The 23,433-nt window shown below is 73.9% G+C and carries 20 protein-coding genes; 10 read left to right on the forward strand and 10 right to left on the reverse strand.

From position 1 onward, the window contains the following. Positions 1–2: 2 nt before the first annotated feature. Positions 3–941: a phosphotransferase gene (locus AC3ANM_RS07005; RefSeq protein WP_488287421.1), complete on the forward strand. Its 939-nt coding sequence runs from the start codon at positions 3–5 to the stop codon at positions 939–941. A gap of 38 nt (positions 942–979) precedes the next feature. On the opposite strand, the gene AC3ANM_RS07010 is transcribed toward AC3ANM_RS07005, so the two are convergent. From AC3ANM_RS07010 to moeB, 4 genes are read right to left on the reverse strand one after another with little or no spacing between them, the layout of a single operon-like run. Then, positions 980–4,513 carry an ATP-dependent helicase gene (locus tag AC3ANM_RS07010; RefSeq protein ID WP_488287422.1) on the reverse strand — a complete coding sequence of 1,178 codons (3,534 nt, stop codon included), beginning with the start codon at positions 4,511–4,513 and terminating at the stop codon, positions 980–982. Then, complete coding sequence (locus AC3ANM_RS07015; protein WP_488287423.1) at positions 4,510–7,674, reverse strand: ATP-dependent helicase; 3,165 nt, start codon at positions 7,672–7,674, stop codon at positions 4,510–4,512. The genes AC3ANM_RS07010 and AC3ANM_RS07015 overlap by 4 nt, the downstream gene beginning before the upstream one ends. Positions 7,675–7,710: 36 nt before the next feature. Further along, complete coding sequence (locus tag AC3ANM_RS07020) at positions 7,711–8,124, reverse strand: MGMT family protein (protein ID WP_488287424.1); 414 nt, start codon at positions 8,122–8,124, stop codon at positions 7,711–7,713. A gap of 3 nt (positions 8,125–8,127) precedes the next feature. Then, on the reverse strand, positions 8,128–9,336 hold the full coding sequence (gene moeB / locus AC3ANM_RS07025; RefSeq protein ID WP_488287425.1) for a molybdopterin-synthase adenylyltransferase MoeB: 1,209 nt from the start codon (positions 9,334–9,336) through the stop codon (positions 8,128–8,130). Between the two features lie 59 nt (positions 9,337–9,395). Here moeB and AC3ANM_RS07030 point away from each other — a divergent pair, with 59 nt between their 5' ends. The 3 genes from AC3ANM_RS07030 (at position 9,396) to AC3ANM_RS07040 (ending at position 10,786) form a co-directional block, all read left to right on the forward strand. Continuing rightward, the gene (locus AC3ANM_RS07030) at positions 9,396–10,061 is read left to right on the forward strand and encodes a TetR/AcrR family transcriptional regulator (RefSeq protein WP_488287426.1); all 666 of its coding nucleotides are present in this window, start codon (positions 9,396–9,398) and stop codon (positions 10,059–10,061) included. Positions 10,062–10,137: 76 nt separating this feature from the next. Continuing rightward, positions 10,138–10,362: a DUF3107 domain-containing protein gene (locus tag AC3ANM_RS07035; RefSeq protein WP_488287427.1), complete on the forward strand. Its 225-nt coding sequence runs from the start codon at positions 10,138–10,140 to the stop codon at positions 10,360–10,362. 163 nt (positions 10,363–10,525) lie between these two features. Continuing rightward, the gene (locus AC3ANM_RS07040) at positions 10,526–10,786 is read left to right on the forward strand and encodes a GlsB/YeaQ/YmgE family stress response membrane protein (protein WP_488287428.1); all 261 of its coding nucleotides are present in this window, start codon (positions 10,526–10,528) and stop codon (positions 10,784–10,786) included. A gap of 88 nt (positions 10,787–10,874) precedes the next feature. Here AC3ANM_RS07040 and AC3ANM_RS07045 read toward each other — a convergent pair whose 3' ends face one another. After that, complete coding sequence (locus AC3ANM_RS07045; protein WP_488287429.1) at positions 10,875–11,588, reverse strand: ferritin-like fold-containing protein; 714 nt, start codon at positions 11,586–11,588, stop codon at positions 10,875–10,877. Positions 11,589–11,787: 199 nt separating this feature from the next. Here AC3ANM_RS07045 and AC3ANM_RS07050 point away from each other — a divergent pair, with 199 nt between their 5' ends. Further along, a complete protein-coding gene (locus tag AC3ANM_RS07050; RefSeq protein ID WP_488287430.1) occupies positions 11,788–13,320 on the forward strand; it encodes a DEAD/DEAH box helicase in 1,533 nt (510 codons plus the stop codon). Positions 13,321–13,473: 153 nt separating this feature from the next. Then, positions 13,474–15,057, forward strand: a complete 1,584-nt coding sequence (locus tag AC3ANM_RS07055; RefSeq protein WP_488287431.1) for a hypothetical protein — start codon at positions 13,474–13,476, stop codon at positions 15,055–15,057. Between the two features lie 72 nt (positions 15,058–15,129). Here the strand turns inward: AC3ANM_RS07055 and AC3ANM_RS07060 are convergent, their stop codons facing one another. Both AC3ANM_RS07060 and AC3ANM_RS07065 read right to left on the reverse strand, forming a co-directional pair. Then, on the reverse strand, positions 15,130–16,176 hold the full coding sequence (locus AC3ANM_RS07060; RefSeq protein WP_488287432.1) for an NAD(P)-dependent alcohol dehydrogenase: 1,047 nt from the start codon (positions 16,174–16,176) through the stop codon (positions 15,130–15,132). 107 nt (positions 16,177–16,283) lie between these two features. Next, positions 16,284–17,024, reverse strand: a complete 741-nt coding sequence (locus AC3ANM_RS07065) for a ParA family protein (RefSeq protein ID WP_488287433.1) — start codon at positions 17,022–17,024, stop codon at positions 16,284–16,286. A 253-nt stretch (positions 17,025–17,277) separates the two neighbouring features. Between AC3ANM_RS07065 and AC3ANM_RS07070 the strand changes: the two genes are divergently transcribed. Next, positions 17,278–17,610, forward strand: coding sequence for a 2TM domain-containing protein (locus AC3ANM_RS07070; RefSeq protein ID WP_488287434.1), 333 nt, complete (start codon positions 17,278–17,280; stop codon positions 17,608–17,610). A 25-nt stretch (positions 17,611–17,635) separates the two neighbouring features. On the opposite strand, the gene AC3ANM_RS07075 is transcribed toward AC3ANM_RS07070, so the two are convergent. From AC3ANM_RS07075 to AC3ANM_RS07085, 3 genes are read right to left on the reverse strand one after another with little or no spacing between them, the layout of a single operon-like run. After that, on the reverse strand, positions 17,636–18,511 hold the full coding sequence (locus AC3ANM_RS07075) for a RecB family exonuclease (RefSeq protein ID WP_488287435.1): 876 nt from the start codon (positions 18,509–18,511) through the stop codon (positions 17,636–17,638). A 10-nt stretch (positions 18,512–18,521) separates the two neighbouring features. Beyond that, entirely contained in the window at positions 18,522–19,139 is a 618-nt protein-coding gene (locus AC3ANM_RS07080; RefSeq protein ID WP_488287436.1) for a MarC family protein, read from the reverse strand. Further along, a complete protein-coding gene (locus AC3ANM_RS07085) occupies positions 19,136–20,008 on the reverse strand; it encodes a PHP domain-containing protein (RefSeq protein WP_488287437.1) in 873 nt (290 codons plus the stop codon). Before AC3ANM_RS07085 ends, AC3ANM_RS07080 begins: the two co-directional genes overlap by 4 nt. Positions 20,009–20,115: 107 nt before the next feature. Between AC3ANM_RS07085 and AC3ANM_RS07090 the strand changes: the two genes are divergently transcribed. The 3 genes from AC3ANM_RS07090 to AC3ANM_RS07100 all read left to right on the forward strand — a co-directional run bounded on the left by AC3ANM_RS07090 (position 20,116) and on the right by AC3ANM_RS07100 (position 23,405). Beyond that, positions 20,116–20,634, forward strand: coding sequence for a SigE family RNA polymerase sigma factor (locus tag AC3ANM_RS07090; RefSeq protein WP_488287438.1), 519 nt, complete (start codon positions 20,116–20,118; stop codon positions 20,632–20,634). Then, positions 20,631–21,746 (forward strand): hypothetical protein, encoded by a 1,116-nt coding sequence (locus AC3ANM_RS07095; RefSeq protein ID WP_488287439.1) that lies wholly within the window; start codon positions 20,631–20,633, stop codon positions 21,744–21,746. The genes AC3ANM_RS07090 and AC3ANM_RS07095 overlap by 4 nt, the downstream gene beginning before the upstream one ends. Positions 21,747–21,821: 75 nt before the next feature. Beyond that, entirely contained in the window at positions 21,822–23,405 is a 1,584-nt protein-coding gene (locus AC3ANM_RS07100) for a sigma factor-like helix-turn-helix DNA-binding protein (RefSeq protein ID WP_488287440.1), read from the forward strand. Positions 23,406–23,433 lie beyond the last annotated feature (28 nt).

Below are 23,433 nucleotides of genomic sequence, written 5' to 3' on the forward strand. Positions count from 1 at the left end.
GGGTGACCCGAAGCGCCCTGGCCCTCGCTGCCCTCGCCAGCGCTGCCGTGCCCGGACTCGACCCCGCCACGGTCGAGACCGCGGCGCACGGCACCGGCCAGTTCGACCTCGCCTTCGTCACCGACACCCAGGCGCGCCGGTGGGTCGTGCGCTCGCCGCGCAGCCGCGCGGCCGGAGCCCAGATGGAGGTCACCCTCACCCTGCTGGAGCTGCTCTCGCGGCGCCTGCCGTATGCCGTGCCCGCGCCGGCCGGGTTCACCGCCCTCAAGGAGGGCGGCCGGGCGGCCGTCTACCCGTACCTGCCGGGACGCCCGATCGTCCTCGCCCACCTGCCCGCCGGACCGGGGCTGGCCTCCGAGCTCGGCCGCGGCATCGCCGCCCTGCACAACGTCGACCTGCGGCTGGCCGAGGAGGCGGGCCTGCCCTCATACGACGCCGACACCTACCGCACGCGCCGGCTCGCCGAGCTGGACCGGGCCGCCGCCACCGGCTACGTGCCTACGACGCTGCTGACGCGCTGGGAGCGAGCGCTGGAGGAGGTGTCGCTGTGGCGCTTCGCGCCGGCAGTGACACATGGCGACCTGTCCGGGGAGCAGGTGCTCGTCGAGTTCGCCGACGCGGGCGACGCCTCCTCGGGCCGGCTGGCGGGCCTCACCGGGTGGGACGACGCCAAGGTGGCCGACCCGGCCGACGACTTCGCGACGCTGGCCGGGCACGCCGGCCCGCAGGCGTTCGACACGGTGCTGGAGGCCTACTCCCAGGCACGCGACGAGCGCCCGGACACCAACCTCGAGCGCCGGGCCCGGCTGGCCCACGAGCTGCGTCAGGTCACGGGGCTGCTGACGGCCATCTCGACCGGCGACGTGCGTGACGTCGACGCCTACGTCGAGCGGCTGCGCCGGCTGGAGGACCGGGTCCTCGACGGGGTCACTGCGGAATAGTCCGCAGCAGCTCCACCGAGGACCAGGTCCTCGATGGGTCACTGCGGAATAGTCCGCAGCAGCTCCACCAGCTCCTCCTCCCCCGGCAGGTCCGGCCACACGGTCTCCCCGGTCGCCGCGTAGTAGAACGCCGCGTCGACCTCCTCGAGGGGGACACCCCGGAGGCGGGCGTAGGCCAGCCGGTAGGCCGCGAGCTGGACCGCCCGCACCCGCAGCGCCTCCGCCCGGGGCCGGGCCCCGGTCTTCCAGTCGACGACGGTCCAGCCGCCGTCGGGGCGGCGGAACACCGCGTCGATGCGTCCGCGGATCGCGATGCCGTCGGTGGTCGACTCGATCGCCACCTCGATGCCCTCGGGGGTGCGGTGGGCCCACTCGCTGGCGAGGAAGCGCTCCTTCATCGCCGGCAGGTCCGCGTCGTCGCCCGGGTCCTCGTCGGCGCTGCCGGGCAGGTCGAACACGTCGAGCATGGTCGCCTGGCTGTAGTGCTGCTCCACCCAGGCGTGGAACGCGGTGCCGCGCCGCGCGGCCGTCGCCGGCGGGTGCGGCATCGGGCGGCGCAGGGTCACGGCGAAGGCGAGGGGGTCCTCGGCCAGCAGCACGACCTTCGAGGTGGACAGGTGCCGCGGCACGCGGACCTCCTGGTCACCCCGGTGGCGTCGCGCGTCCCGCTCGGAGAGCAGCAGGTCGATCTCCCGGTCGAGCTCCGGGGAGGAGGTGGCCGCCCCGGCCGACGCCGCCTCGATCGCCTCGCGGACCACCACGGCGGCGTCGGCGAGCTGGTCCCGGCGGTGCGCGAGCGGGTCGGTGGGCCAGATCGCCGACACCGGCTCCGAGGTGCGCGGGTTGACCGCCTTGCCGTGCTCGTCGGGCTCGGGCATCGGCTCCCACGGCTCGCCCATGACGGCCACGGCGGGGTCCTCGACGAGCTCGGTGAGAAAGCGCGAGGTGACCCGTGGTGTGGTCGCGTCGGCCCACACCGGGGCGGTCAGCAGCAGCTGGTCACGGGCGCGGGTGAAGGCGACGTAGGCAAGCCGGCGCTCCTCGGCGATGCCGTGCTCGCCCCCGTCGGCGATGTAGGCCTCGACCTCCTCCTTGAGGTGCTGCAGGTCCTCGGCCTGGCGCCAGCGGAGCACGGGCAGCCCGTCGCGGTCGCCGCGCAGGTCGTAGGGCACTCCGGCGAGTCCCCCGCACCAGCCCTTGTCGGTCGGCGGGCTCAGCCGCCACTCGCCGTCCTTCCACGAGGTGCTGGCGCTGGACCGCGCCGGGAAGGACCCCTCGACGAGACCCGGCACGGCGACCACGTCCCACTCCAGGCCCTTGGAGGCGTGGACGGTGAGGACCTGCACCGCCTGCGTGGACACCTCGACGTAGCCCTTGTCCAGGCCGCGCTCCTCCTTCTGGGCGGCATCGAGCCACGAGAGGAACCCGCCGAGGGTGGGCCGGTCGGCCGAGGTGGAGAAGGTCGCGGCGACGTCGGCGAACGCGTCGAGGTGGGCGCGTGCCGTGGTGGGGGTGTGCTCGGGGCGGGACAGGACCTCGATGTCGAGGCCGAGGGCCCGCTCGGCCTCGCCCACGAGGTCGGCCAGCGCCAGCCCGGTGAGCGAGCGCAGTCGGCGGACCACCTCGGCCAGCCCGCGCAGCCGCTCGAGCGCCGGGCCGGAGATCGTCTGGCCGTCGCTGCCCTGCCAGCCCGGGCGGGGCAGCTCGTCGAGGGCCTCGATGATGCTGGCCCTGTCTGCGCTGTCGGGGCTCTGGTCCACCGGTCGTGCCTGCTGCTCGGCGTCAGGGCCCACGGCGTCGGCGGCGTCCTGGCCGCCGGCACCCCGGCCGTCCGAGGGGTCCTGACCGCCGGTGGAGCCCTGACCTTCGGTGGGCGCGGCGGGTTCCGACCGGTGGGCGAGCTCGCCCGCCCGGGCACGCCCGGCCTCGGCCACCTGCTGGCGCAGCAGGTGGCGCGACCAGGCTGCGAGGCCGTCGAGGTCGGCGGCCCCGAGCCGGCACAGCGGGCCGGTGAGCAACCGCATCAGGTGGTCGCCCCGGGTGGGGTCCTGCACCACCCACAGCAGGGCCAGGATGTCGGCGACCTCCGGGGTGGTCAGCAGGCCGCCGAGGCCGACCACCTCGACCGGCAGGCCGGCGGCCTCGAGCGCCTCCACCGTGGCCGCGAACTGTGAGCGCTTGCGGCACAGCACGGCGGCGGAGCGGCCGCTCCAGGCACCTCCCTCGTCGAACCATCGCTCGGCGACCCAGTCCGCGACGTGGGCGGCCTCGTCCTCGGCGGTGGCCAGCCGGGCGGCGCTGACCCGGCCGGCCCCGGCACCGGGACGGGCCCGGAGCACCTCCACGGGCACGGTGGAGCCCTCGCGCAGCGCGGTGGAGGTGACGTTGGCGGCGGTGAGGATGGCAGCGTCGTTGCGCCAGGACGTGGACAGCGGCAACACCGCGGCCGGGCCGTCGCCGTCGGCGAACTCGCGCGGGAACCGGGTGAGGGTGGTCGCGCTGGCCCCGCGCCAGCCGTAGATCGACTGGTTGGGGTCGCCGACCGCCGTCACAGGCACCGGCTCGCCCTGCCGGACGAACAGCCCGCGCAGCAGCACCAGCTGGGCCTCGCTGGTGTCCTGGAACTCGTCCAGCAGCACCGCGCGGAAACGCTGCCGCTCCCCCGCCCCGACGTCGGGGAAGCGCCCGGCCAGCTCGGCCGCGATGGCCATCTGGTCGGCGAAGTCGAGGGCGTCGCGCCGCCGCTTGAGGTCGAGGTAGGCGCGCACCATCGGCAGCACCGCACGCCGGGCCTTGAGCGCCTTCAGGGCGTCGCCGACCGGCGCCGGCAGGTTGCGCGCCCGGCTCGAGCCCTTGGGCAGCCCGCTCACCCGCGCCTCGAAGGCGTCGATGAACTCCTCGAGCTGCTCGGGCACGAGCAGGTGCTCGGCCATCTCGCCGGCGAGGTCGACCACGGCACTGACCACCGTGGAGGTGGCGAAGCCGACGTCGTCCATCGGCCCGTCGTAGCGCTCGACGACCTCGCTGGCGTACTGCCACGCGGCCGCCTCGGAGAGCAGGCGTGACTCCGGCTCGATGCCCAGGCGCAGGGCGTGCTCGCGCACGATCCGCCCGGCGTAGGAGTGGTAGGTCGAGACCGTCGGGGTGCCGCCGAGCACCTCGGCGCCGTCGGGCTCCTCCGGCGGGGTCCACAGCCCGACGTGGCGCAGCCGCCGCAGCCGGCGCCCGATCCGCTCGGCCAGCTCGGTGGCGGCCTTGCGGGTGAAGGTGAGCCCGAGGACCTGGTCGGGCTCGACGAGGCCGTTGGCCACGAGCCACACGACGCGCGAGGCCATCGTCTCGGTCTTGCCCGACCCGGCGCCGGCGACGACGAGCAGCGGCCGCAGAGGGGACTCGATGACCGCGCGCTGCTCGTCGGTCGGCGGGGGGTTGCCCAGCGCCGTGGCGATGTCGCGCGCAGAGTGCCGCATCGCGGCCGGCCGCCCGCCACCGGTCAACCCGCCGTCCCCCTGTCCACCGTCCACTCCCCCGGCACCCGTGTGCACGTCTTCCCCCTGCTCGTGGCCGCTCACTGGATGACCCGCCCCTCCGGCTGGACCGGGCAGCTGCTGCGCACCGGGCAGAACTGGCACCCGTCACCGACCGTGGCCGTGAACGTCGCCGCGGCCATGCCGTCGGCGGTCTCGGTGACCAGGCGGTCGGCCCACTGCGGGTCCTCGTCGTCGCGCAGCGGCTCCTGGGCCTGCAGCGTCGTATTCGTCGTGGCGGCCTTGCCGACCTGCAGCAGCGCCGCCCCGGCGGAGGTCGTGCCGAGGTCGGGGAACGCCTCGTGCTCGACCGCGGCCTGGTAGGAGCCGAGCTGGGGGTTGCGGGCCAGCTTGTCCTTGGAGGGCTTGCTCGACCCGGTCTTGAGGTCGATCACCCGCAGGTCGCCGGTCTCGGCCGACTTCTCGATGCGGTCCACCCGGCCAGTCAGCTGCGCGCGCCCGATCTGCACGCTCATCGCCACCTCGACCCCGACGGGCTCCCATCCCTCGGCGCGGGCCTCGGGGAAGTAGCGCGCGAGCCGCCGCACCATCGACCGGGCCTCCTCGAGCTGGCGCCGCGAGAGCCAGCCCTCGGGCAGGCCGAGCCGGCCCCAGCGGGCCTCCAGCTCCTGCACGAGGGTGGCCTCGTCGACGTCGCCGAGCTCGGCGGCGATGTCGTGCACCAGGGTCCCGATGCTGGCGGCCCCGACGCTGGGGCCCTCACCACCGCAGGTGGTGAGCAGCCAGCGCAGCCCGCAGTCGCCGAACGTCTCGATCCGCGAGGGCGAGACGCTGACCAGGTCCTCCGGCGCGCGCCGCGGCCGGTCGTCGCTGAGCGGCACGAGCGCCCACCACGCCGCCGGATCAGCTCCCGGGACGCCGGCCTGCGCCAGCCGGGCCAGGCCCAGGGCAGCGGTATGCCGTGCGTCCGGGTCCTCCGCGACCGCCACCTCCCGCCGCAGCTCGGCGACAAGGGCGGCCAGGGTCATCGGGCGGTCGACCTCGGCGAAGGGGCGCACCTCGGCCTGGGCGTCGGACTCCTCGGGCGGGTCGACGACGTCGAGGTAGGGCGAGGGCTGCTCCTCGTCGCTGCGGACCGCCGTGACCAGCAGCCGCTCGCAGGCCCGGCTGACCGCGACGAGGAAGCCGCGCGTCTCGTCGTAGCGGACTGCCGCCTGGGCGGCACGGAAGGACAGTCCCCGCCCGGTGAGCACGTCGACCAGCCGCTCGGAGCCGAGCAGCGAGCCGCGCAGCCGCAGGTCGGGCCACACGCCCTCCTGCACCCCCGCGACGACGACGAAGCGCCACTGGCGGCCGGCGGCTCCCTGCGGCGTCGTCAGCGTCACCGAGTCGTCGGTCGGCGCCCCCGCCGCCAGGGTGTCGCCGGGCACGTCCTGGCCGCGGATGTGCTCCAGGAACTCCCACGGCCCCATCTGCGGCAGCCGGTCGACGTAGCGCCCGGCGGCGTCGAAGAGGGCCACGACCGCGTCGAGGTCGCGGTCGGCGCGCTGCCCGCCGGCACCGCCGGAGAGGGCGGCCCGCTGCCAGGTCGGCCCGAGGCCGGTGGCGTCCCACATGGCCCACAGCACGGTCTCGGCCGTCACCCCGGGCGCCCAGCGCAGGGTCCCGGAGCCGTCGTCGACGGTGCGGGCGGCCTCGACCGCCGCATGGAAGGCCTTGGCCACCCGGCGCGCCGGGGCGCCCTCGAGCCCGAGGGGCAGCAGCAGGCCGGGATCCTGGACGGCGAGCGCGAGCAGCTCGTCGCTGTTGCGGCCGCCGCCGTCGGCGAGCTCCTCGCGGCGCAGCGCCCGGCGGAGCCGGCGCAGGCCCACCGCGTCGGCCCCGCCGATCGGGGACTGCAGCACGTCGACGGCGGTCTGGGCGTCGACCGGGTGCTCCTCGCCGCGAGCGGCGCGCAGGGCGGCGTCGAGGAGCAGCAGCAGCGGGCGCACCGCCACCTCGTCGCGGACCGGGACCTCGACGCTGGAGACGTTGACCGGGACCTGGGCCGCCAGCAGCATCCGCCGGAGGGTGGCGGTGCGACCCTGGCCGCGCACGATCACGGCCATCTCCGACCACGGCACGCCCTCGAGCAGCCTGGCCCGGCGCAGCTCGGCCGCGATGAGGGAGGCCTCCTGGGAGGCCGCCCGCAGCAGCCGCACGTCGACCCGGCCGCCCTCACGGACCTCCTCCAGCTCACGGTGGGCCGCCGACCCGACCGCGCCAATCCGGCGGGTGACCCTCCGCGTGACCGCCCGCAGGGCGGCGGGCTGGCGGTGCGACGTCGCCAGGGTGATCGTCGGGCCGTCGCCGAGCTCGTGCCAGTTGACGCCCAGGACCCGCGGGTCGGCGCCGCGGAAGGTCTGGACCGCGGCGTCGGGGTCGCCGATGAGCACCAGGTCGAGGCTCGGAGCCATCAGCACCGACAGCAGCCGGGCGGCGGCCGAGGTCAGCTCCTGGGCGTCGTCGACGACGATGACGCGCACCTGGGCCCGCAGCCGCTCGAGCGCCTCGGGGTCGTCCTCGAGCTCGTCGGCCGCGGCACCGAGGATCCAGGCCGGGTCGTAGGAGCCGGGCCGGGAGAACGAGGTGACCTCGTCGTACTCGGAGAGGACCTGCGCAGCGGCGACCCACTCGGGGCGGTCGTGCTCCTGGCCGAGCGCCGCGAGGTCCTGCGGCTCCAGCCCCCGCTCGACGGCGCGCATGAGCAGGTCGCGCAGCTCGGCGCGGAAGCCCCGGGTCGCCAGCGCCGCCTGGACGTGCTCGGGCCAGTCGGGTGCCTTGCCCTCGCCGGAGGCGTGCCCGGCCAGCAGCTCGCGCAGGATGACGTCCTGCTCCGGACCGCTGAGCAGCCGGGGCGTGGGGTCCCCGCGCAGGGCAGCGGCCTCGCGCAGGATGCCGAAGCCGAGCGCCTGCGGGGTGCGGGCCAGGGACTCGGTCGAGGTGCCGCCGAGGCGGCCGGAGATGCGCTGGCGCAGGTCGCCGGCGGCCACGCGCGTGGGCGCCAGCACGAGGCACTGGTCGGGGGAGAGCCCGTCCCGCTCGACCCGGTCGACGACCACCTCGATGGCCGTCGTGGTCTTGCCGGTGCCGGGCGCGCCGAGCACCCGCAGCACGCCGCCACGGTGGGCCACCGCTGCCGCCTGACGCTCGTCGAGGGCAGGGGTGTCCACCACGAGGTCGGGGGCACGGCGCAGCGTCAGCACCGGGCGATTCCATCACGGGCGTCCGACACCGCGACCTCAGGGACGAGCGGCCGCTCCGCCCTCCCCGTCCCCCGCCGCCGGGCCCTCCCACCGGGCCCGGCGCATGTCGACGCGCCGCCCGGCGAGCAGGCCGCCGACCAGCGGGGTGCCCTCGGCCCGGTAGTGCGCCAGCGCCTCGTCCTCCAGCCCCGGCGGCGGCTCGCCGGAGGCCCGGATCACCCGCCACCACGTCGTGGCCGAGCCGTAGCGGGACATCACCGAGCCCACCTGGCGCGGGCCGCCGTGACCGATGATCTCGGCGATGTCGCCGTAGGCCAGGACCTTCCCCTCGGGGATGGAGTCGGCGACGTCGAGCACCGCCTCGGCGTAGTCCGGCAGCTCGGCTGCCAGACCCTCCGCCTCGGCCCGCTCCTCCTCGTATGCCGGGTGGCCGGCCCGCGTCGTCGGCACCGGTCAGTACTCGGGCTGGGTGGGGTCGACGTCGTGCACCCAGGCGATGACCCCGCCCTCGAGGTTGCGCACGTCGGGGTGGCCGGCCTCGCGCAGGATCCGGGCGGCCTCGGCGGACCGCACCCCGGTCTTGCAGTGGATGACCACGGTCCGGTCGAACGGCAGCCTGGACACCGCTTCGCCGGAACGGAACTCGCCGAGGTGGATCGGCTCGGCGCCGGGGATCGATGCGATCGCCCGCTCCTCCGGCCCGCGCACGTCGACGAGGACGAGCTCGTCGCCGCCCTCGCCACCGGAACGCTTCTCGAGCATCGCCGCAAGGTCGGTGGCCGAGATCCCCTGCGCCGCAGCGGAACCCGCGCCCTCCTCGGCAACGGAACCACTCGACATACCGCAGAACCACTCGTAGTCGACGAGCTCGGTGACGGTCGGGGACTCCCCGCACACGGCGCACCCGGGGTCCTTGCGCACCTGCAGGGCGTCCCACGTCTGGCGCAGCGCGTCGTGGACCATGACCCGGCCCACGAGCGGCTCGCCGATGCCGACGAGGAGTTTGACCGCCTCGGTCGCCTGCACCGAACCGATCGCCGCACACAGCACGCCGAGCACCCCGCCCTCGGCGCACGAGGGCACCAGCCCGGGCGGCGGCGGCTCGGGGAAGACGCAGCGGTAGCAGGGGCCGTGCTCGGCCCACCAGACGCTGACCTGCCCGTCGAACCGGTAGATGGAGCCCCACACGTGCGGCTTGCCCAGCAGCACGCACGCGTCGTTGACGAGGTAGCGGGTCGGGAAGTTGTCGGTGCCGTCGACGACCAGGTCGTAGCCACCGATGACCTCCAGGGCGTTGGAGGAGTCCAGCCGCAGCTCGTGGCGCTCGACGGTGACGAACGGGTTGACCTCGGCCAGGGTCTCCTGGGCTGACAGCGCCTTGGACCGGCCGACGTCGGAGACCCCGTGGACGACCTGCCGCTGCAGGTTGGAGGTCTCCACGACGTCGTCGTCGACGATACCGATCGTGCCGACCCCTGCGGCGGCGAGGTACATCAGCGCGGGCGAGCCCAGCCCCCCGGCCCCGACCACGAGGACGCGGGCGCCCCGCAGCCGGCGCTGGCCCTCCAGCCCCACCTCCGGGATGAGCGCATGGCGCGCATAACGGGCGATCTCGGCGGTCGAGAGCGCCGCGGCGGGCTCGACCAGGGGTGGCAGTGCCATGCCGTCGAGGTTACCCGCGCGTAGGATGCTCACGCCTGCATGACGACCGGAAGGGGCACGTGGTGACGTTGAGCTCGGACACGCGAGGCCGTGGGGTACGGCTGCCGCGGTCTGCCCGTCGCGCCCAGCTGCTCGAGGCCGCCCAGGAGGTGTTCGTCGAGGCCGGCTACCACTCCGCCGCCATGGACGAGATCGCCGAGCGGGCCGGGGTGTCCAAACCCGTGCTCTACCAGCACTTCCCGGGCAAGCTCGACCTCTACATCGCGCTGCTGGACCAGACCAGCCAGGAGCTGGTCGACCTCGTGCGCGAGGCCCTGTCCAGCACCACGGACAACAAGCTGCGGGTCGCCGCCAGCATCCAGGCCTACTTCGACTTCGTCGACAGCCACGGCGCCGGCTACCGGCTCATCTTCGAGTCCGACCTGACCAACGAGGCCGCCGTCCGCGAGCGCGTCGACAAGGTCTCCCAGGACTGCGCCGAGGCGATCGCCGAGGTCATCAGCGAGGACACCGGCCTGCCCGACCCCGAGGCGCACCTGCTCGGCATGGCCCTCTCCGGCATGGCCCAGGTCAGCGCCCGCTTCTGGCTGGCGCAGCGCTCGGCGATCCCGCGCGACGAGGCGGCCCGGCTGGTGGCCGCCCTGTCCTGGCGCGGCCTCGGCGGCTTCCCCAACATCAAGGACGGCGAGGTCTCCGGGGAAGGCTCCGACCCCGTCGCGGGTTAGCCTTCGACAGGGGTCCGCCCTCACTCCCCCACAGCCGGCGTGCCGGCTCCCAGCACCACTGACGAAAGGCAAAGCCGTGGAGGTCAAGATCGGCGTGCAGAACGTCGCGCGCGAGATCACGCTCGAGTCCGACGAGAGCCCCGAGCAGGTGTCGGAGACCGTGCGCCAGGCGCTGGCCGATGGCGGTCTGCTCAGCCTCACCGACGAGAAGGGCCGCCTGGTCCTCGTCCCCGTCGCCAGCATCGGCTACATCGACATCGGCGCCGCGGAGAAGGGCAAGGTCGGCTTCGGCCGGCTCTGAGCCACCGCTGACACGGGCGGCCTCCTTCGCGGAGGCCGCCCGTTCGCGTACCCACCTGCTCCGCGCGTACGAGGCCACAGCCCGCCACCCGTGGCTACCGTTGTCCCAGGGACGTCACCCGTCCTCCCCTCACGCGCCTCCCGGCGCTGGAAAGGAGCAGTCCGTGACCATTGTCGGCACCATCATCTTCGGGGCGGTCATCGGCGTCCTGGCCCGGCTCTTCCTGCCGGGGCGGCAGCGCATCGGCATGATCATGACCGTGATCATCGGCATCCTCGGTGCCCTGATCGGCTACTGGCTGGCCGGCCTGTTCGGCGTCGCCGCCACCGGCGGGATCGACTGGATCCGCTGGATCTTCAGCATCGTCGTCGCCGCGATCCTCGTGGTCGGCTACGAGCGCATCATGGGGCGCCGCTCGGCCTGACCCGCCCGGCACCGCGCGAGGGGTCCCGTCCGCCACGGACGGGACCCCTCGTCATACCCGCCTGTATGCCGCGGGCGCGGCTCGCGCGTCAGGCGGCCAGCCCCAGCCGCCCCATGCGCCGGGTGTGCTCGTCGGTCAGCCGCGCGAACATTCGCCCGATCTCGGCCAGGTCGGCGCCGGGGCGGTTGCTGCCGCCGACCAGCAGCGAGGCGAGGGCGTCGCGCTCGACGGCGACCCGCTGCGCCTGGCTGAGCGCCTCGCCGACGAGGCGGCGGCCCCACAGGGCGAGCCGGCCGGCGATGCGCGGGTCCTCGTCGATGGCCTCACGGACGGTGCGCACCGCGAAGTCGGCCTGGCCCATGTCCTCGAGCACCGAGCGCACGAGCACCTGGGTCGAGGGGTCCACGTAGGCGGAGATCTCGCGGTAGAAGTCGGTGGCGATGCCGTCGCCGACGTAGGCCTTGACCAGGCCCTCGAGCCAGCCGCTGGGCTTGGTGCGGTCGTGGAAGGCGTCGATGGCCGGGATGAACGGCGCCATCGCCTCCTCGGGGTCCACGCCCATCTCGGCGATCCGGGCGACCAGGGCCTCGTAGTGGTGGAACTCTGCAACGGCCAGGCGGGCCAGCGCCGCCTTGGCCGGCTGGCCGGGGGCGAGCTCGGCGTCGGCGGCGAGCCGGGAGAAGGCGGTCAGCTCTCCGTAGGCGAGGGCACCGAGGAGGTCCACGACGGCCGCCTGGTAGCCCGGGTCGTCGGTGAACGGGTCGGTGTCCGGCGGGACGTTCTCGTGCTCGACATCGGCCATGGACGCACACAGTAGTTGCTCGCAGCTAGACTGCCTGCTGACAGATGGTGCCCGGTCGGCACGAATCAGCCGCAGGACGTCTCCCTGCGGCGCCCCTGAAGAACTCCGATCGGCCCGCTCAAGAGCAGGTGCGGCCCGCGAGCCCGGACGGCATGACGCCGGTCCCGCGTGTGGCCCCCGCCCGATCCGAGAGAACTCCATGACCACTGCCGAGCAGACCTTTGCCGACTTCGACGTCCACCCCGAGATCGTCGCCGCCCTCGCGGACGCCGGCATCATCCACCCCTTCCCGATCCAGGCGATGACCCTGCCGGTCGCCCTCGGCGGCCACGACATCATCGGCCAGGCCAAGACCGGCACCGGCAAGACGCTGGGCTTCGGCGTGCCGATGATCCAGCGCGTCGTCAGCCCGCAGGACGAGGCGTTCGCGTCGCTGCCGCACGCCGGCAAGCCGCAGGCGCTGGCCGTCGCCCCGACCCGTGAGCTGGCCGTCCAGGTCTCCAGCGACCTCGAGCGCGCCGGCAAGAAGCGCGGCGTGCGGGTCCTGACCGTCTACGGCGGCCGGGCCTACGAGCCGCAGGTCGAGGCGCTCAAGCGTGGCGTCGAGGTCGTCGTCGGCACGCCCGGCCGGCTCATCGACCTGGCCCAGCAGGGCTACCTCGACCTGTCCCACGTCAAGAGCGTGGTCCTCGACGAGGCCGACGAGATGCTCGACCTGGGCTTCCTGCCCGACGTCGAGAAGCTCCTCGCCATGACCCCGGGCTCGCGCCAGACGATGCTGTTCTCCGCGACCATGCCGGGCGCCGTCGTGGCCCTGGCCCGTCGCTACATGAGCCAGCCGACGCACATCCGTGCGATGGGCGACGACCAGGAGAACGCCCACACGGTCAAGGCCGTCGAGCAGTTCGTCTACCGCGCGCACGCGATGGACAAGGTCGAGATGCTGGCCCGGATGCTCCAGGCCAGGGAGCGCGGCCTGACCATCATCTTCAGCCGCACCAAGCGCACCGCGGCCAAGGTGGCCGACGAGCTCGCCGCGCGGGGCTTCGCTGCCGCCGCCATCCACGGCGACCTCGGGCAGGGCGCCCGCGAGCAGGCACTGCGCGCGTTCCGCAACGGCAAGGTCGACATCCTCGTCGCCACCGACGTCGCGGCCCGCGGCATCGACGTCGAGAACGTCACGCACGTCATCAACTACCAGTGCCCCGAGGACGAGAAGACCTACCTGCACCGCATCGGGCGCACCGCCCGCGCCGGCAACACCGGCATCGCGGTCACGTTCGTGGACTGGGACGACCTGCACCGCTGGGCGCTGATCAACAAGGTCCTCGACCTCGGCATCCCCGAGCCGCAGGAGACCTACTCCTCCTCCGAGCACCTCTACACCGACCTCGACATCCCCACCGGCGCCACGGGCACCCTGCCCAAGTCCGCGCGCACCCGCGAGGGCCTCGAGGCCGAGGCGGTCGAGGACCTGGGCGAGACCGGCAAGCGCGCCGGCAAGGGCGGCTCCGGTGGTGGCCGCGGCGACCGCGAGCAGGGCGGCCGTCACGGCAGCGAGGAGGGCTCGCGCGGCCGCACGCGCAGCCGTCGTCCCGCCGCCCGCACCGAGGGCGCGGCGGAGGCCGGCAGCGAGGGCGCCGGCAGCCGCGGCGACGCCGACAAGCCGCGCCGCCAGCGCAACCGCCGCCGCACCCGCGGCGGCCAGACCTCGGGCGATGCCCAGGCCTGACCCCCGCCCGCGAGCACCACGACCTCACCAAGGTCGACGAAAGCGACACATCCCCCGCGGAGGTGTCGCTTTCGTCGTCCTCACCGGGGACCGGGCCGTTGCAGATCGGTCACGACAGCCTCCTGACCTGGCACGCGATGTCATCGTGCCCCTATGGGAGGGCTTCCGCCCCGGGCCATCTGGGCCGTCACCGCCGCGCTGGCGACCGTCATCGTGGCGGCCACCGTGGTGTTCGCGCGCGTCCACGGGCTCACGGCGGACGACCAGTTCCGGCTCTGGCTCGAGCGCCAGCCCGGCGTCATCTCCATCGACCGGTTCGCCCCCAGGCACCTGGACCACGGGGACGGGGTCGAGGCGGGGACGGTTCCGTCCCCCAGCGCCGAGGTGACCTTCACCGGCCCGCTGAGCGCCGCGCGGCTGCGGCCGTTCCAGCGCGCCTTCCAGGACTACGCCGCCGGGCACGGGCAGGACTTTCTCTCCTTCAGCGTGCAGCTGACCGCCGGTGCAACCACGGTGGTCGTGACCCCGAAGGCAGCCGACAACGACCGGCGCAGGACCGTGCTCGAGGCGTTCCAGTCAGTGCCCGGGCTCGTGGGCGCCAGGCTGGCGTGGACGCCCTGGCCGCCGGAGTCGACCGCCCTCCTCCGGGGTGAGGACGCCCTCCTCCCCGCCGCCAGGAGGGTCCTCGCCCGCCTGGCCGCCGTCCGGCCTCAGCCCCGGAGCTGGGGCGCACCCTGGGCTTCTGCAGAGGGGGCCCTCACCTTTCGTGCCAACGGCACGCGACACCAGCTGACCCTGGCGACCGGGCCGGAACCCTCCCCCAGGGCGATGCGCGCGTTCGCCTCGGCGGTGCGCATCGAGGGCGCCCGGCCCGTCGAGCTCGCCGTGAGTGCTGCGGACCGGCCCGGCTCGACGCAGACCCGTCTGACGGTGGGCCGCGACTCCCCCACCGTCGCGGAGACGAATGCCGCGGTCAGCGCACTCGGCTTCGGCATCCCGGCCCACCACGAGTACCTCATCGGCGGGCAGGACGTCGGCTACCGGCCGGCCTTCGACCTCGGCGCGTGGTCGGCGCGGACGCTCCCGGCGGTGCGGAACGTGCCCGGCGTGGCGATGGCTGCGCTGCGGCTGGTCGGCCGCCCCGGGCAACCGGCGTCCGCAACGCTGGACGTGCGGCTGGCCCGGGGCAGTGCCCTGCCTGCGCTGGCCGGGGCGCTCCCGGACGGGGTGGACACGGTGCGGGCCTGGACCGGCTCCGGCCCGCTGGACCCGACCCGCCCGGATGAGCTCCCCCCGGACCCGGCGCAGGACTGCCCTTCCGGGGGCGCTGTCGACACCGCCTACACCGGTCCCGCCGCCGCACTGGCCACGGCGGCGGCACTGATGACCCACTTGGCGGCCACCGGGCAGCCGACCTGCCTGCACTGGGTGCTCCCCTACGCCGACCCGGCGCGGACCCCGTTCCTGCAGGTGCGGCTGCCCGGGCTCGCAGCCGGCCACTGGCAGCCCGTGATGGACACAATCCTGGCGAGCCGTCGCGACCCGGGCCAGGCCCATCCCCAGGTCAACCTCGAGGTACCCGGCCCGGGGCGGCACTGGACCGGCCAGGTGGTGCTCAGCCCCAGCTTGCGCGAGGCCGCAGCCTCGAGCCTGTCCGGCACCCCGGTGGAGATGCGCGCCGCCACCGCAGCGATGGATCCCCTGGTGGCCTACTGGGCGGCGCACGTCGGAAGGTGACGGCACGGCATACAAGGCAGGGCCCGCACAACCCGTGGGGTGTGCGGGCCCTGCCGGATGACGACCCTCGGGTCAGGCGCCGATCGTGGCGGTGTCGATGACGTAGCGGTAGCGCACGCCGGAGGACACGACCTTCTCGTAGGCGTCGTTGACCTGGTCGGCGCTGATCGTCTCGATCGTGGCGCCGATGCCGTGCTCCGCGGCGAAGTCGAGCATCTCCTGGGTCTGGGCGATGCCGCCGATGTTGGAGCCGGCGAGGACCTTGCTGCCGCCGATGAGCGAGAACGCGTTGAACGTGTCGGGGTCGCTCGGGGCGCCCACGTTGACCATGGCGCCGAGCGGCTTGAGCAGCGACAGGTAGGCGTCGACCGGCAGGTTCGCGCTGACCGTGTTGAGGATCAGGTCGAAGGAGCCCTTGAGGTCCTCGAACGTCTGCTCCTCGGCGGTGGAGCGGTGGTCGGTGGCGCCGAAGGCCCTGGCGTCCTCCTGCTTGGCCAGCGACCGGCTCAGGACGGTCACCTCGGCGCCCAGCGCCGCGGCGAACTTCACGCCCATGTGGCCCAGGCCGCCCATGCCGACGACGGCGACCTTCTTGCCGGGGCCGGCACCCCAGCGCTTGAGCGGGTTGTAGGTCGTGATGCCGGCGCACAGCAGCGGCGCGGCGACGTCGAGCTCGAGGCCGTCGGGGATGCGCACGGCGAAGCGCTCGGAGACGACCACGGCCTGGCTGTAGCCGCCCTTGGTCTTCTCGCCGTCGTAGCCCTCGCCGTTGTACGTCATGACGGCACCCTTGGTGCAGAACTGCTCCTGGCCGTCCTTGCAGTGCTCACACTCGCCGCAGGAGTCGACCATGCAGCCGACGCCCACGCGGTCGCCCACCTTGTACTTCGTCACGCCGGAGCCGACCTCGGACACGACGCCCGCGATCTCGTGGCCGGGGACCATCGGGAAGATGGCCGGGCCCCACTCCTCGCGGACCTGGTGGATGTCGCTGTGGCAGATGCCGGCGAACTTCACGTCGATCAGCACGTCGTCGTCGCGCAGCTCGCGGGTCTCGATGGTGGTGGCCTGCAGGGGCGCGCCGGCAGAGGCAGCGGACAGGGCAGCAGTGCGGGACATGTGGTGTCTCCTTCACGGTTCGCGGTTGGTCACCGACAGTGGACAAGTCACCACAAAAGATCAGTATTCCGGGCAGTCGCCTGGTTCAGAGATTCGTCACACCGGCGTCAGAGGCCGGCCACCAACGACGCGGCGACGTCACGGTAGGCCTGCGCGCCGCGGGACGTGCGTGCCGTGGCCAGGATCGAGCGACCGACCGCCGGGGCCTCGGCGAAGCGGACCGTCTTGGGGATCGGCGGGCTGAGCACCGGCAGGTCGTAGCGCTCCCCCACGTCGGCGAGCACCGCCTGGGCGTGGTTGCTGCGCCCGTCGTACATCGTCGGCAGGATGCCCAGGACCTCGAGGTCGCGGTTGAGGATCTTCTGCACGTCGGCGACGGTGTCGAGCAGCTGGCCCACCCCGCGGTGGCTGAGCATCTCGCACGGCATGGGGATGATCAGGCCCTGGGCGGCGGTCAGCGCGTTGAGGGTGAGCACCCCCAGCGAGGGCGAGCAGTCCAGCAGCACGACGTCGTAGTCACCCAGCAGCGGCTCCAGGGCGGTCCGCAGGACGTACTCCCGTCCCGGCCGGGGCAGCAGCTGGGCCTCGGCACCCGCGAGCTCGATCATGCTCGGGATGAGGTGCACGCCGTCGGCGCACTCCACCAACGCCTCGCCGGCATCGACCTTGCCGAGCAGCACCTCGTTGATGCTGGTCTCCACCTCGTCGGGGTCCACCCCGAGGCTGAAGGTCAGGCACGCCTGGGCGTCGAGGTCGACCAGCAGCACGCGGCGGCCGAGCTCGGCGAAGGCCGCTCCCAGCGAGGCGACCGAGGTGGTCTTGGCCACGCCGCCCTTCTGGTTGGCCACGGCGATGACGGTCGCGCTCCCGCGCTCCGCTGCTGCGGCCGTCCGGCCCCCGCGTGCCTGTCCCCGTGCCACTGTGCCCCTCCTCCGTGCCGTGGTCGTCCTGCCGACGTCGGGCCAAGCATGGCAGGGGTGGCCCGGTCTGTCCGTGACCGCGACCTCACCGGCGCGGGGCGCTCGAGACCGCAGGGACCTTTGCCTCTCCGGAGGCTCGGGGCGCCCGCACCATGCTGGCAGTGACTGCAGGAGGTGTGCCATGACGACGATGCCCGCCGGTCAGGAGCCGGTCCCGTCCGACCGCGGCGACCAGGCTGGAAGCCCATCCGCGGCAAACGCCCGGGAGCAGGCCCGCAAGCGCGTCGAGGCGCGCCGGGGGCTGACCGGGCACGTCGTGGCCTACGTAGTCATCAACGCGTTCCTCATCGGCGTGTGGGCCATGACCGGCCGCGGCTACTTCTGGCCGATCTGGGTCATCGCCGGCTGGGGCATCGGCCTCGTCCTCAACGCGTGGGACGTGCTGTGGCGCCGGCCGATCACCGAGGCTGACATCGACGCCGAGCTCCACCGCGGCCGCGGCCCGCAGGACTGACCCGTCACCCGACCCCGGCAGGCCGTCAGCCCTGGGCGGGGGCGCCGTCGGGCTCCAGCGCCGCCCAGGAGGACTTCTCCGGCCCCATGGCCTGCCCCTCGGGGCAGTGCGCGCGGAAGTCGCACCAGCTGCACAGCGGCGAGGTGCGGGGCGCGAAGTGGCGCGACTCGACCCCGACCTCCTTGTAGTCGGCGTCAGCCCGGCGCAGGTCGCTCGCGATCGACTCGGCCTCGGCGACCTTGCGCTGCAACGACTCCGGGGTGTGCTCGTGCACCGCGACCTCGCCGGAGGGCACGTGGTGCAGCTCCACCGTCGTGCAGGGGCGACGGAACATGCGAGCCGCGGCCACGGCATACAGGGCCAGCGGCAGGGACGTGCGGGCATCGTCCGCACCGGGGGCGACCCGGCTGGTCTTGTAGTCGACGACGGCCAGCTCGCCCCCGCGCTCGTCGAGGCGGTCGATGCGCCCGCTCAGGGCGAGCGAGCCGGTCTTGAGCGCGACGGTGCGCTCGATCCCCAGCGGCGCCGCATGGGGGTCGACGCCCTCGAGGTAGGAGGCCACCTGCTGCTGGGCCTTCTCCCGCCACCGGGTGGACTGCTCGGGGTCACGGAAGCCGAGGTCGATCCACGCGCTGCGCACCAGGCGCGCGCCGGCAGCCGGGGTCCGGTCCACCGGTGCAAGGTCCCAGAAGTCGCGCAGGGCGTTGTGCACGGCCACCCCGAAGGAGGTGTGTGCCCGCTGCGGCCGGGCAACCGGCCTCGGCCGGTCCAGGTAGGACATGCGGTAGCGCCGCGGGCAGTCCAGCCAGGCCAGCAGCCGGCTCGGGCTCGCGGAGTAGAGCGGCGTCGGCATGCCGCCGAACGCCTGCTGCACCGGCGCGCCGGTCGGGGTCGGGCTCATGCGCGGCAGGTTAGCCGCGACCACTGACGAACGCGCGCACGGAGTCGGCGATCATCTGCACCGCGATGGCCGAGAGCAGCAGTCCGGCCACCCGGGTCAGCAGCGTCGTGCCGCTGTCCTTGAGGACCCGGTGGACCTCCCCGGCGTAGCGCAGGAACAGCCACACGACGGCCAGGCAGGCCAGCAGGCCGAGCCCGACGGCGACGTACTGCGAGACCTCGTGCGAGCGCTGGACGAACAGCATCGTGGCCACGATCGCACCCGGCCCGGCCAGCAGCGGGGTGCCCAGCGGCACGAGCGCGACGTTGACGCCCGCGTCGGCGTGCTGCTCCGACTCCTGCCCGGTCAGCAGCTCCAGCGCGACGATGAGCAGCAGCAGGCCGCCCGCGCCCTGGAGCGAGGGCAGCGTGATGCCCAGGTAGGTGAGGATCTGCTGGCCGAACACCGCGAACGCCGCGATGACGCCGAGCGCGACGAGGGAGGCCCTGCGTGCGGCGGCCACGCGCTGCTTGTGGGTCAGCGAGGCGGTCAGGCCGATGAAGATGGGCAGCGCCCCCGGCGGGTCCATGATCACCACGAGGGTGACGAAGACCGACCCGAACAGCTGGAGGTCGATCAGGTTGCTCACTGCCGCACCACGGGAACTCCTGTAGCCCTTTCCTCGATCTGCTTCAGCACGGCGGGATCCGTCGTGTGCTCACCGAGCCGGTTGACCTTGCCGGCTCCGTGGTAGTCGCTGGACCCGGTGACGAACAGCCCCAGCTGCCGCGCCAGGGCCAGGCCGTGCCGCACCGTGTCGACCCCGGCGTCGTCCGGGTCGTCGGGGTCGAGGTGGTCGCGGTGGTAGACCTCCAGGCCCGCCAGCCCCGCGTGGGCCATCTCCTCGATCACCTCGTCGTGGACGACCAGCCCGCGCTTGTACGCGAACGGGTGCGCCATGACCGGCACTCCCCCGGCCTCGACGACGGCCTGCACCGCCCGGATCGGGTCCGGGGCGTAGTAGCGCATGTAGTACGGGCTGTCGTGGTGCAGGTACTTGGAGAACGCGTGCCCCCGCGAGCGCACCAGGCCCTTGGCGACCAGGGCGTCGGCGATGTGCGGCCGGCCCAGGCTGGTGCCCGGCTGGGTGTGCTCGAGCACCTCCTCGTAGGTGATCGGCAGGTCCTCGGCGAGCGCCTCGACCATCCGCTGGGCCCGCGTCTCGCGGCTCTCGCGCGAGCGGTTGATCTCCTCGAGCAGCGCCGGCGCCGCCGGGTCCGGCAGGTAGGCCAGCAGGTGGATGCTGATGCCCTCGTGCTGGCAGGAGACCTCGATGCCGCGCACCAGGTCGATGCCGAGCTCCACCGCGGCGGCCGCCGCCTCGTCCCAGCCGGCCGTCGTGTCGTGGTCGGTCAGGCCGACCACGTCGAGCCCGGCCGCCAGCGCCGACGCCACGACCTCGCCGGGCGGCTGGGTGCCGTCACTGGCCGTGGAGTGGGTGTGGAGGTCGATCGGCACGGGCTCAAGGTTAAGGCAGCGCGGCCCCTGTCCCGGACCAGCGCGCGGCGAGGCAACCTTCCGGCCGGTGTCTCCGTAGAGGACAGTGACGCCGCAGGAGGGGACCGATGGGGACAGCTGACAAGGCCGGGCGGGACGCGGAGTTCACCGCGTTCATGGCCCAGGCCGGCGCGTCGCTGCTGCGCACCGCGTGGCTGCTGACGGGCGATGGCGACCGGGCGCAGGAGCTCGTGCAGGCGGCGCTGGTCAAGACCTACGTGGCCTGGCCCCGGGTCCGGCGCGAGGACGCGCTGGCCTACGCGCGCCGGATCCTGGTCAACCACAAGACCGATGTATGGCGCCGCTCGCGTCGCGAGGTCGCCTCGCCTGAGCTGCCCGAAAGCGTTGCACCACAGGGGTCCAGCGTCGTCGACCACCGGGACGAGGTGGTCCGGCTGCTCCAGCGGCTTCCGGCCCAGCAGCGACGGGTCATCGTCCTGCGCTACTACACCGACCTGTCCGAGCAGGCCGTCGCCGAGTCCCTCGGCATCTCGGTCGGCGCCGTCAAGAGCGCCGCCTCGCGGGGGCTGGCCGCCCTGCGGACCCACCTGGCCACCAAGACCGCCGGCGAAGGGAGCCAGCGATGAGCACGCGACTCGAGGACGACCTGCGCACTGCCCTGGCCGACGCGACTCCCCCGCCTGCCCTCTCCTTCGACCCCGAGGCCGTGCTGCGGCAGGGCCGGCGGACCGTCCGCATCCACCGCACGGCCCGGGTGTCCGCCCTCACCCTCGCCGCCGCCTTGGTCGCCGCCGTCGGCGCCGGGGTGCTCGGCGGCGGAGTGATCGGCGGCGGAGTGATCGGCGGCGGAGTGATCGGCGGCGCGAGGCACCCAGCCGGGCCGGCTGACGGCTCCGGGCCCGGTGTGCAGCCGCCCGTCACCGCCACGCTGGGAATCGGCGGCCAGCGCTACGTCGTGTCTCTCGGCTTCGACCCCAAGGACGACACCAACCTCGACTTCTACCGCCTCGACGGTTCAGGGCACCGGCAGCAGCTGGGTGGCAGCAGCACCAAGGGCCTGGGCGCCGACCAGGCGACGTGGGGTTACGGGCCCGGCTCCGCGGTGGTGCTCGGGGTCGTGCCCGCCGGTGCCCGTGCGGTGCGGGCCGTCTCCGGCGTGGACGAGGCGGCGCGCGTTCCGGTCAGCACCCGGGCCCTGCCCGGCACCCCTTTCGAGGCGTTCGCCGCCCAGGTCCCGGCGGCCAGGTCCGACGAGGCCCCACTGTCCCGCGTGACCTGGACCAGCTCGGCGGGGGTGCTGCGCGCGTACCCCCCGACTGAGGGCGTCGCGTTCACCCTCTCCGGCGGGGACAAGCTCACGGTCACCCTCGACCGCTCGGCGGCCACGCCGGTGATGCGGGCAGAGGTCAGCGAGGGTGGCCGGCTGGAGCAGCTCGGCGCCACGACGCTGCCTGAGGGCGAGGACCGGATCTGGGCCCGCCTCGTCACGACCCGGGATGGCAAGGTGCTCGCCTACGGCATCGACCGGATCGGGGCCCCCGAGCTGCATCCCGAGTTCGGGCCGGGCGTGCACTCGGCGGAGACGAACAGCGACCAGCGCCCCCTTCCCGGCGAGGACTACCGCGCCTTCGTCATCGAGCTCACGCGGGCCGACGGACGCGACCCGAAGTCCGGTCAGCTGACGGATGTCGGGTACGTCAACCCTGGCCCGACGTGGACGGGCAACCACTACCGCTGAGAGCACGGGACCGGTTGCAGGGCGGCGTCTTTCGGGAACGCCGTGTGCCGTTCACACTGGAGGCACGAGGACGTGATGACGGCACTGGACACGACCAAGGGCGACGCGGAGTTCACCGCGTTCATGGGTCAGGTTGCGCCCTCGCTGCTGCGGACCGCCTGGCTGCTCACCGGGGATGCCGACCGTGCGCAGGACCTCGCGCAGACAGCCCTGGCCAGGACCTGCGGCGCCTGGCCCCGGGCCCGGCAGGAGGACGGCCTCGGCTGGGCGCGCCGGGTCCTGGTCAACCTCCGGGTGCACGCACGGCGCACCTGCCGTCCCCAGGTCGCCGCATCAGGGCACTCGGTCAGCCACGCCGCGGTGACCTCCCCCGGTGGGGGCCGGAGTGACGACGTCGTCCGGCGGCTTCAACAGCTCCCCGTCCAGCAGCGTCGCGTCATCGTGCTGCGCTACGACACCCGGCTGCCCGAGCCGGCCGTCGCCGACCTCCTCGACATCCCTGCGAGCGCGGTCAGGAGCGCCGCATCCCGGGCGATGGCCCGGCTGTGCACCGGCGTCCGGCCGCCGCCACGCCACGTGTGGGGAGGCCGAGGTGCTCGATCCGACCTCGAGGCCGACATCCGCTCCGTGCTGGCCGACGCGACCGAACCGCTGCTGACCATCGATCCCGAGACCATCCTGCACCGGGGTCACCGGGAGGCGCGCACCCGCCGGGCCGTCCGCGTCGTCTCCAGCGCACTGCTCGTCCTGGTCGTGGCAGCCACCGCGCTTGCAGTGGGCATGCTCATGTCGTCCCACCGCACGATCGGTGGGCCGGACCTCGTACGGCGGCCACCGGTCTCGGCGAACCTGCTGCTCGGTGGCCGCGAGTACTCCGTGGTCGTCGGCTTCGACGCACCAGGGAGCACCCTGGACTTCTACCGGCTTGCCCCGTCGGGGCAGCGGCAGCGGCTGTGGGGGCGCAGCACCGAAGGCCTGGGCAATGGGGCCGCGTTCGGCAACGCCGAACCTGGCGGGGTGATCCTGGGGGTTGTGCCCTCGGATGCGCTCGAGGTCTCGGCGTTCTTCCTGGGCCGGCCGCTGTCGGCGAGCTACGTCGCCGTGACGCCGCTTCCGGACACCGGCTACCAGGCGGTGGGGGTCCAGCCGGAGGACGCGGTGACGGCCTCCCGGTTCCTGGGCGTCGGCTGGGTCGACCACCAGGGAGTCCGCTTCACCTCGGTCCCCAGCGGCGACCTCGTCGCGACCTTCACGCTTCAGACCAGCGGTAACCAGGTGAGCGTGTGGGCTGACCCCTTCGGCCGGGACTGGGGGGCCGACGTCGGCACCGTCGTCGACTCCGCGCGCACCCCGCCGGAGGTCGGCCGCCGTGAGGTCGCGTGGCCTGCGCTGCCGGCGTGGGTGCGCACGGACCCCGTGCGCCGCGACGCAGGCTTCGCCTACGGACTGCTGCCCGAGGGCGCGACCGACGTGTGGTTCACGCTGGCGCCCGGCGCGCACGCCAGCGGCACCGTGCAGACGCAGCAGCTGCCGAGCGCACACCTGACCGCCTTCGCCCTCGAGCTCGACCCTCCCCGTGGGGCGGCCGTGGGACACCAGCTGCGCGCCCTGTCGTGGACCAACCCGGACGGCACCCGCAGCGAGCACACCTTCCCCTGACCCGCTCCCCTGATCCACCAGCCACGGC

The organism is Oryzihumus sp. JJN4-3R, assembly GCF_057747915.1.

What these genes read in the sequence shown, in the direction of transcription:
- AC3ANM_RS07075 (WP_488287435.1), bottom strand. Translation starts at nt 18,511, where the DNA reads ATGAGCCCGACCCCGACCGGCGCGCCGGTGCAGCAGGCGTTCGGCGGC.
- AC3ANM_RS07050 (WP_488287430.1), top strand. Translation starts at nt 11,788, where the DNA reads ATGACCACTGCCGAGCAGACCTTTGCCGACTTCGACGTCCACCCCGAG.
- AC3ANM_RS07100 (WP_488287440.1), top strand. Translation starts at nt 21,822, where the DNA reads ATGACGGCACTGGACACGACCAAGGGCGACGCGGAGTTCACCGCGTTC.
- moeB (WP_488287425.1), bottom strand. Translation starts at nt 9,336, where the DNA reads ATGGCACTGCCACCCCTGGTCGAGCCCGCCGCGGCGCTCTCGACCGCC.
- AC3ANM_RS07070 (WP_488287434.1), top strand. Translation starts at nt 17,278, where the DNA reads ATGACGACGATGCCCGCCGGTCAGGAGCCGGTCCCGTCCGACCGCGGC.
- AC3ANM_RS07045 (WP_488287429.1), bottom strand. Translation starts at nt 11,588, where the DNA reads ATGGCCGATGTCGAGCACGAGAACGTCCCGCCGGACACCGACCCGTTC.
- AC3ANM_RS07060 (WP_488287432.1), bottom strand. Translation starts at nt 16,176, where the DNA reads ATGTCCCGCACTGCTGCCCTGTCCGCTGCCTCTGCCGGCGCGCCCCTG.
- AC3ANM_RS07055 (WP_488287431.1), top strand. Translation starts at nt 13,474, where the DNA reads ATGGGAGGGCTTCCGCCCCGGGCCATCTGGGCCGTCACCGCCGCGCTG.
- AC3ANM_RS07095 (WP_488287439.1), top strand. Translation starts at nt 20,631, where the DNA reads ATGAGCACGCGACTCGAGGACGACCTGCGCACTGCCCTGGCCGACGCG.
- AC3ANM_RS07090 (WP_488287438.1), top strand. Translation starts at nt 20,116, where the DNA reads ATGGGGACAGCTGACAAGGCCGGGCGGGACGCGGAGTTCACCGCGTTC.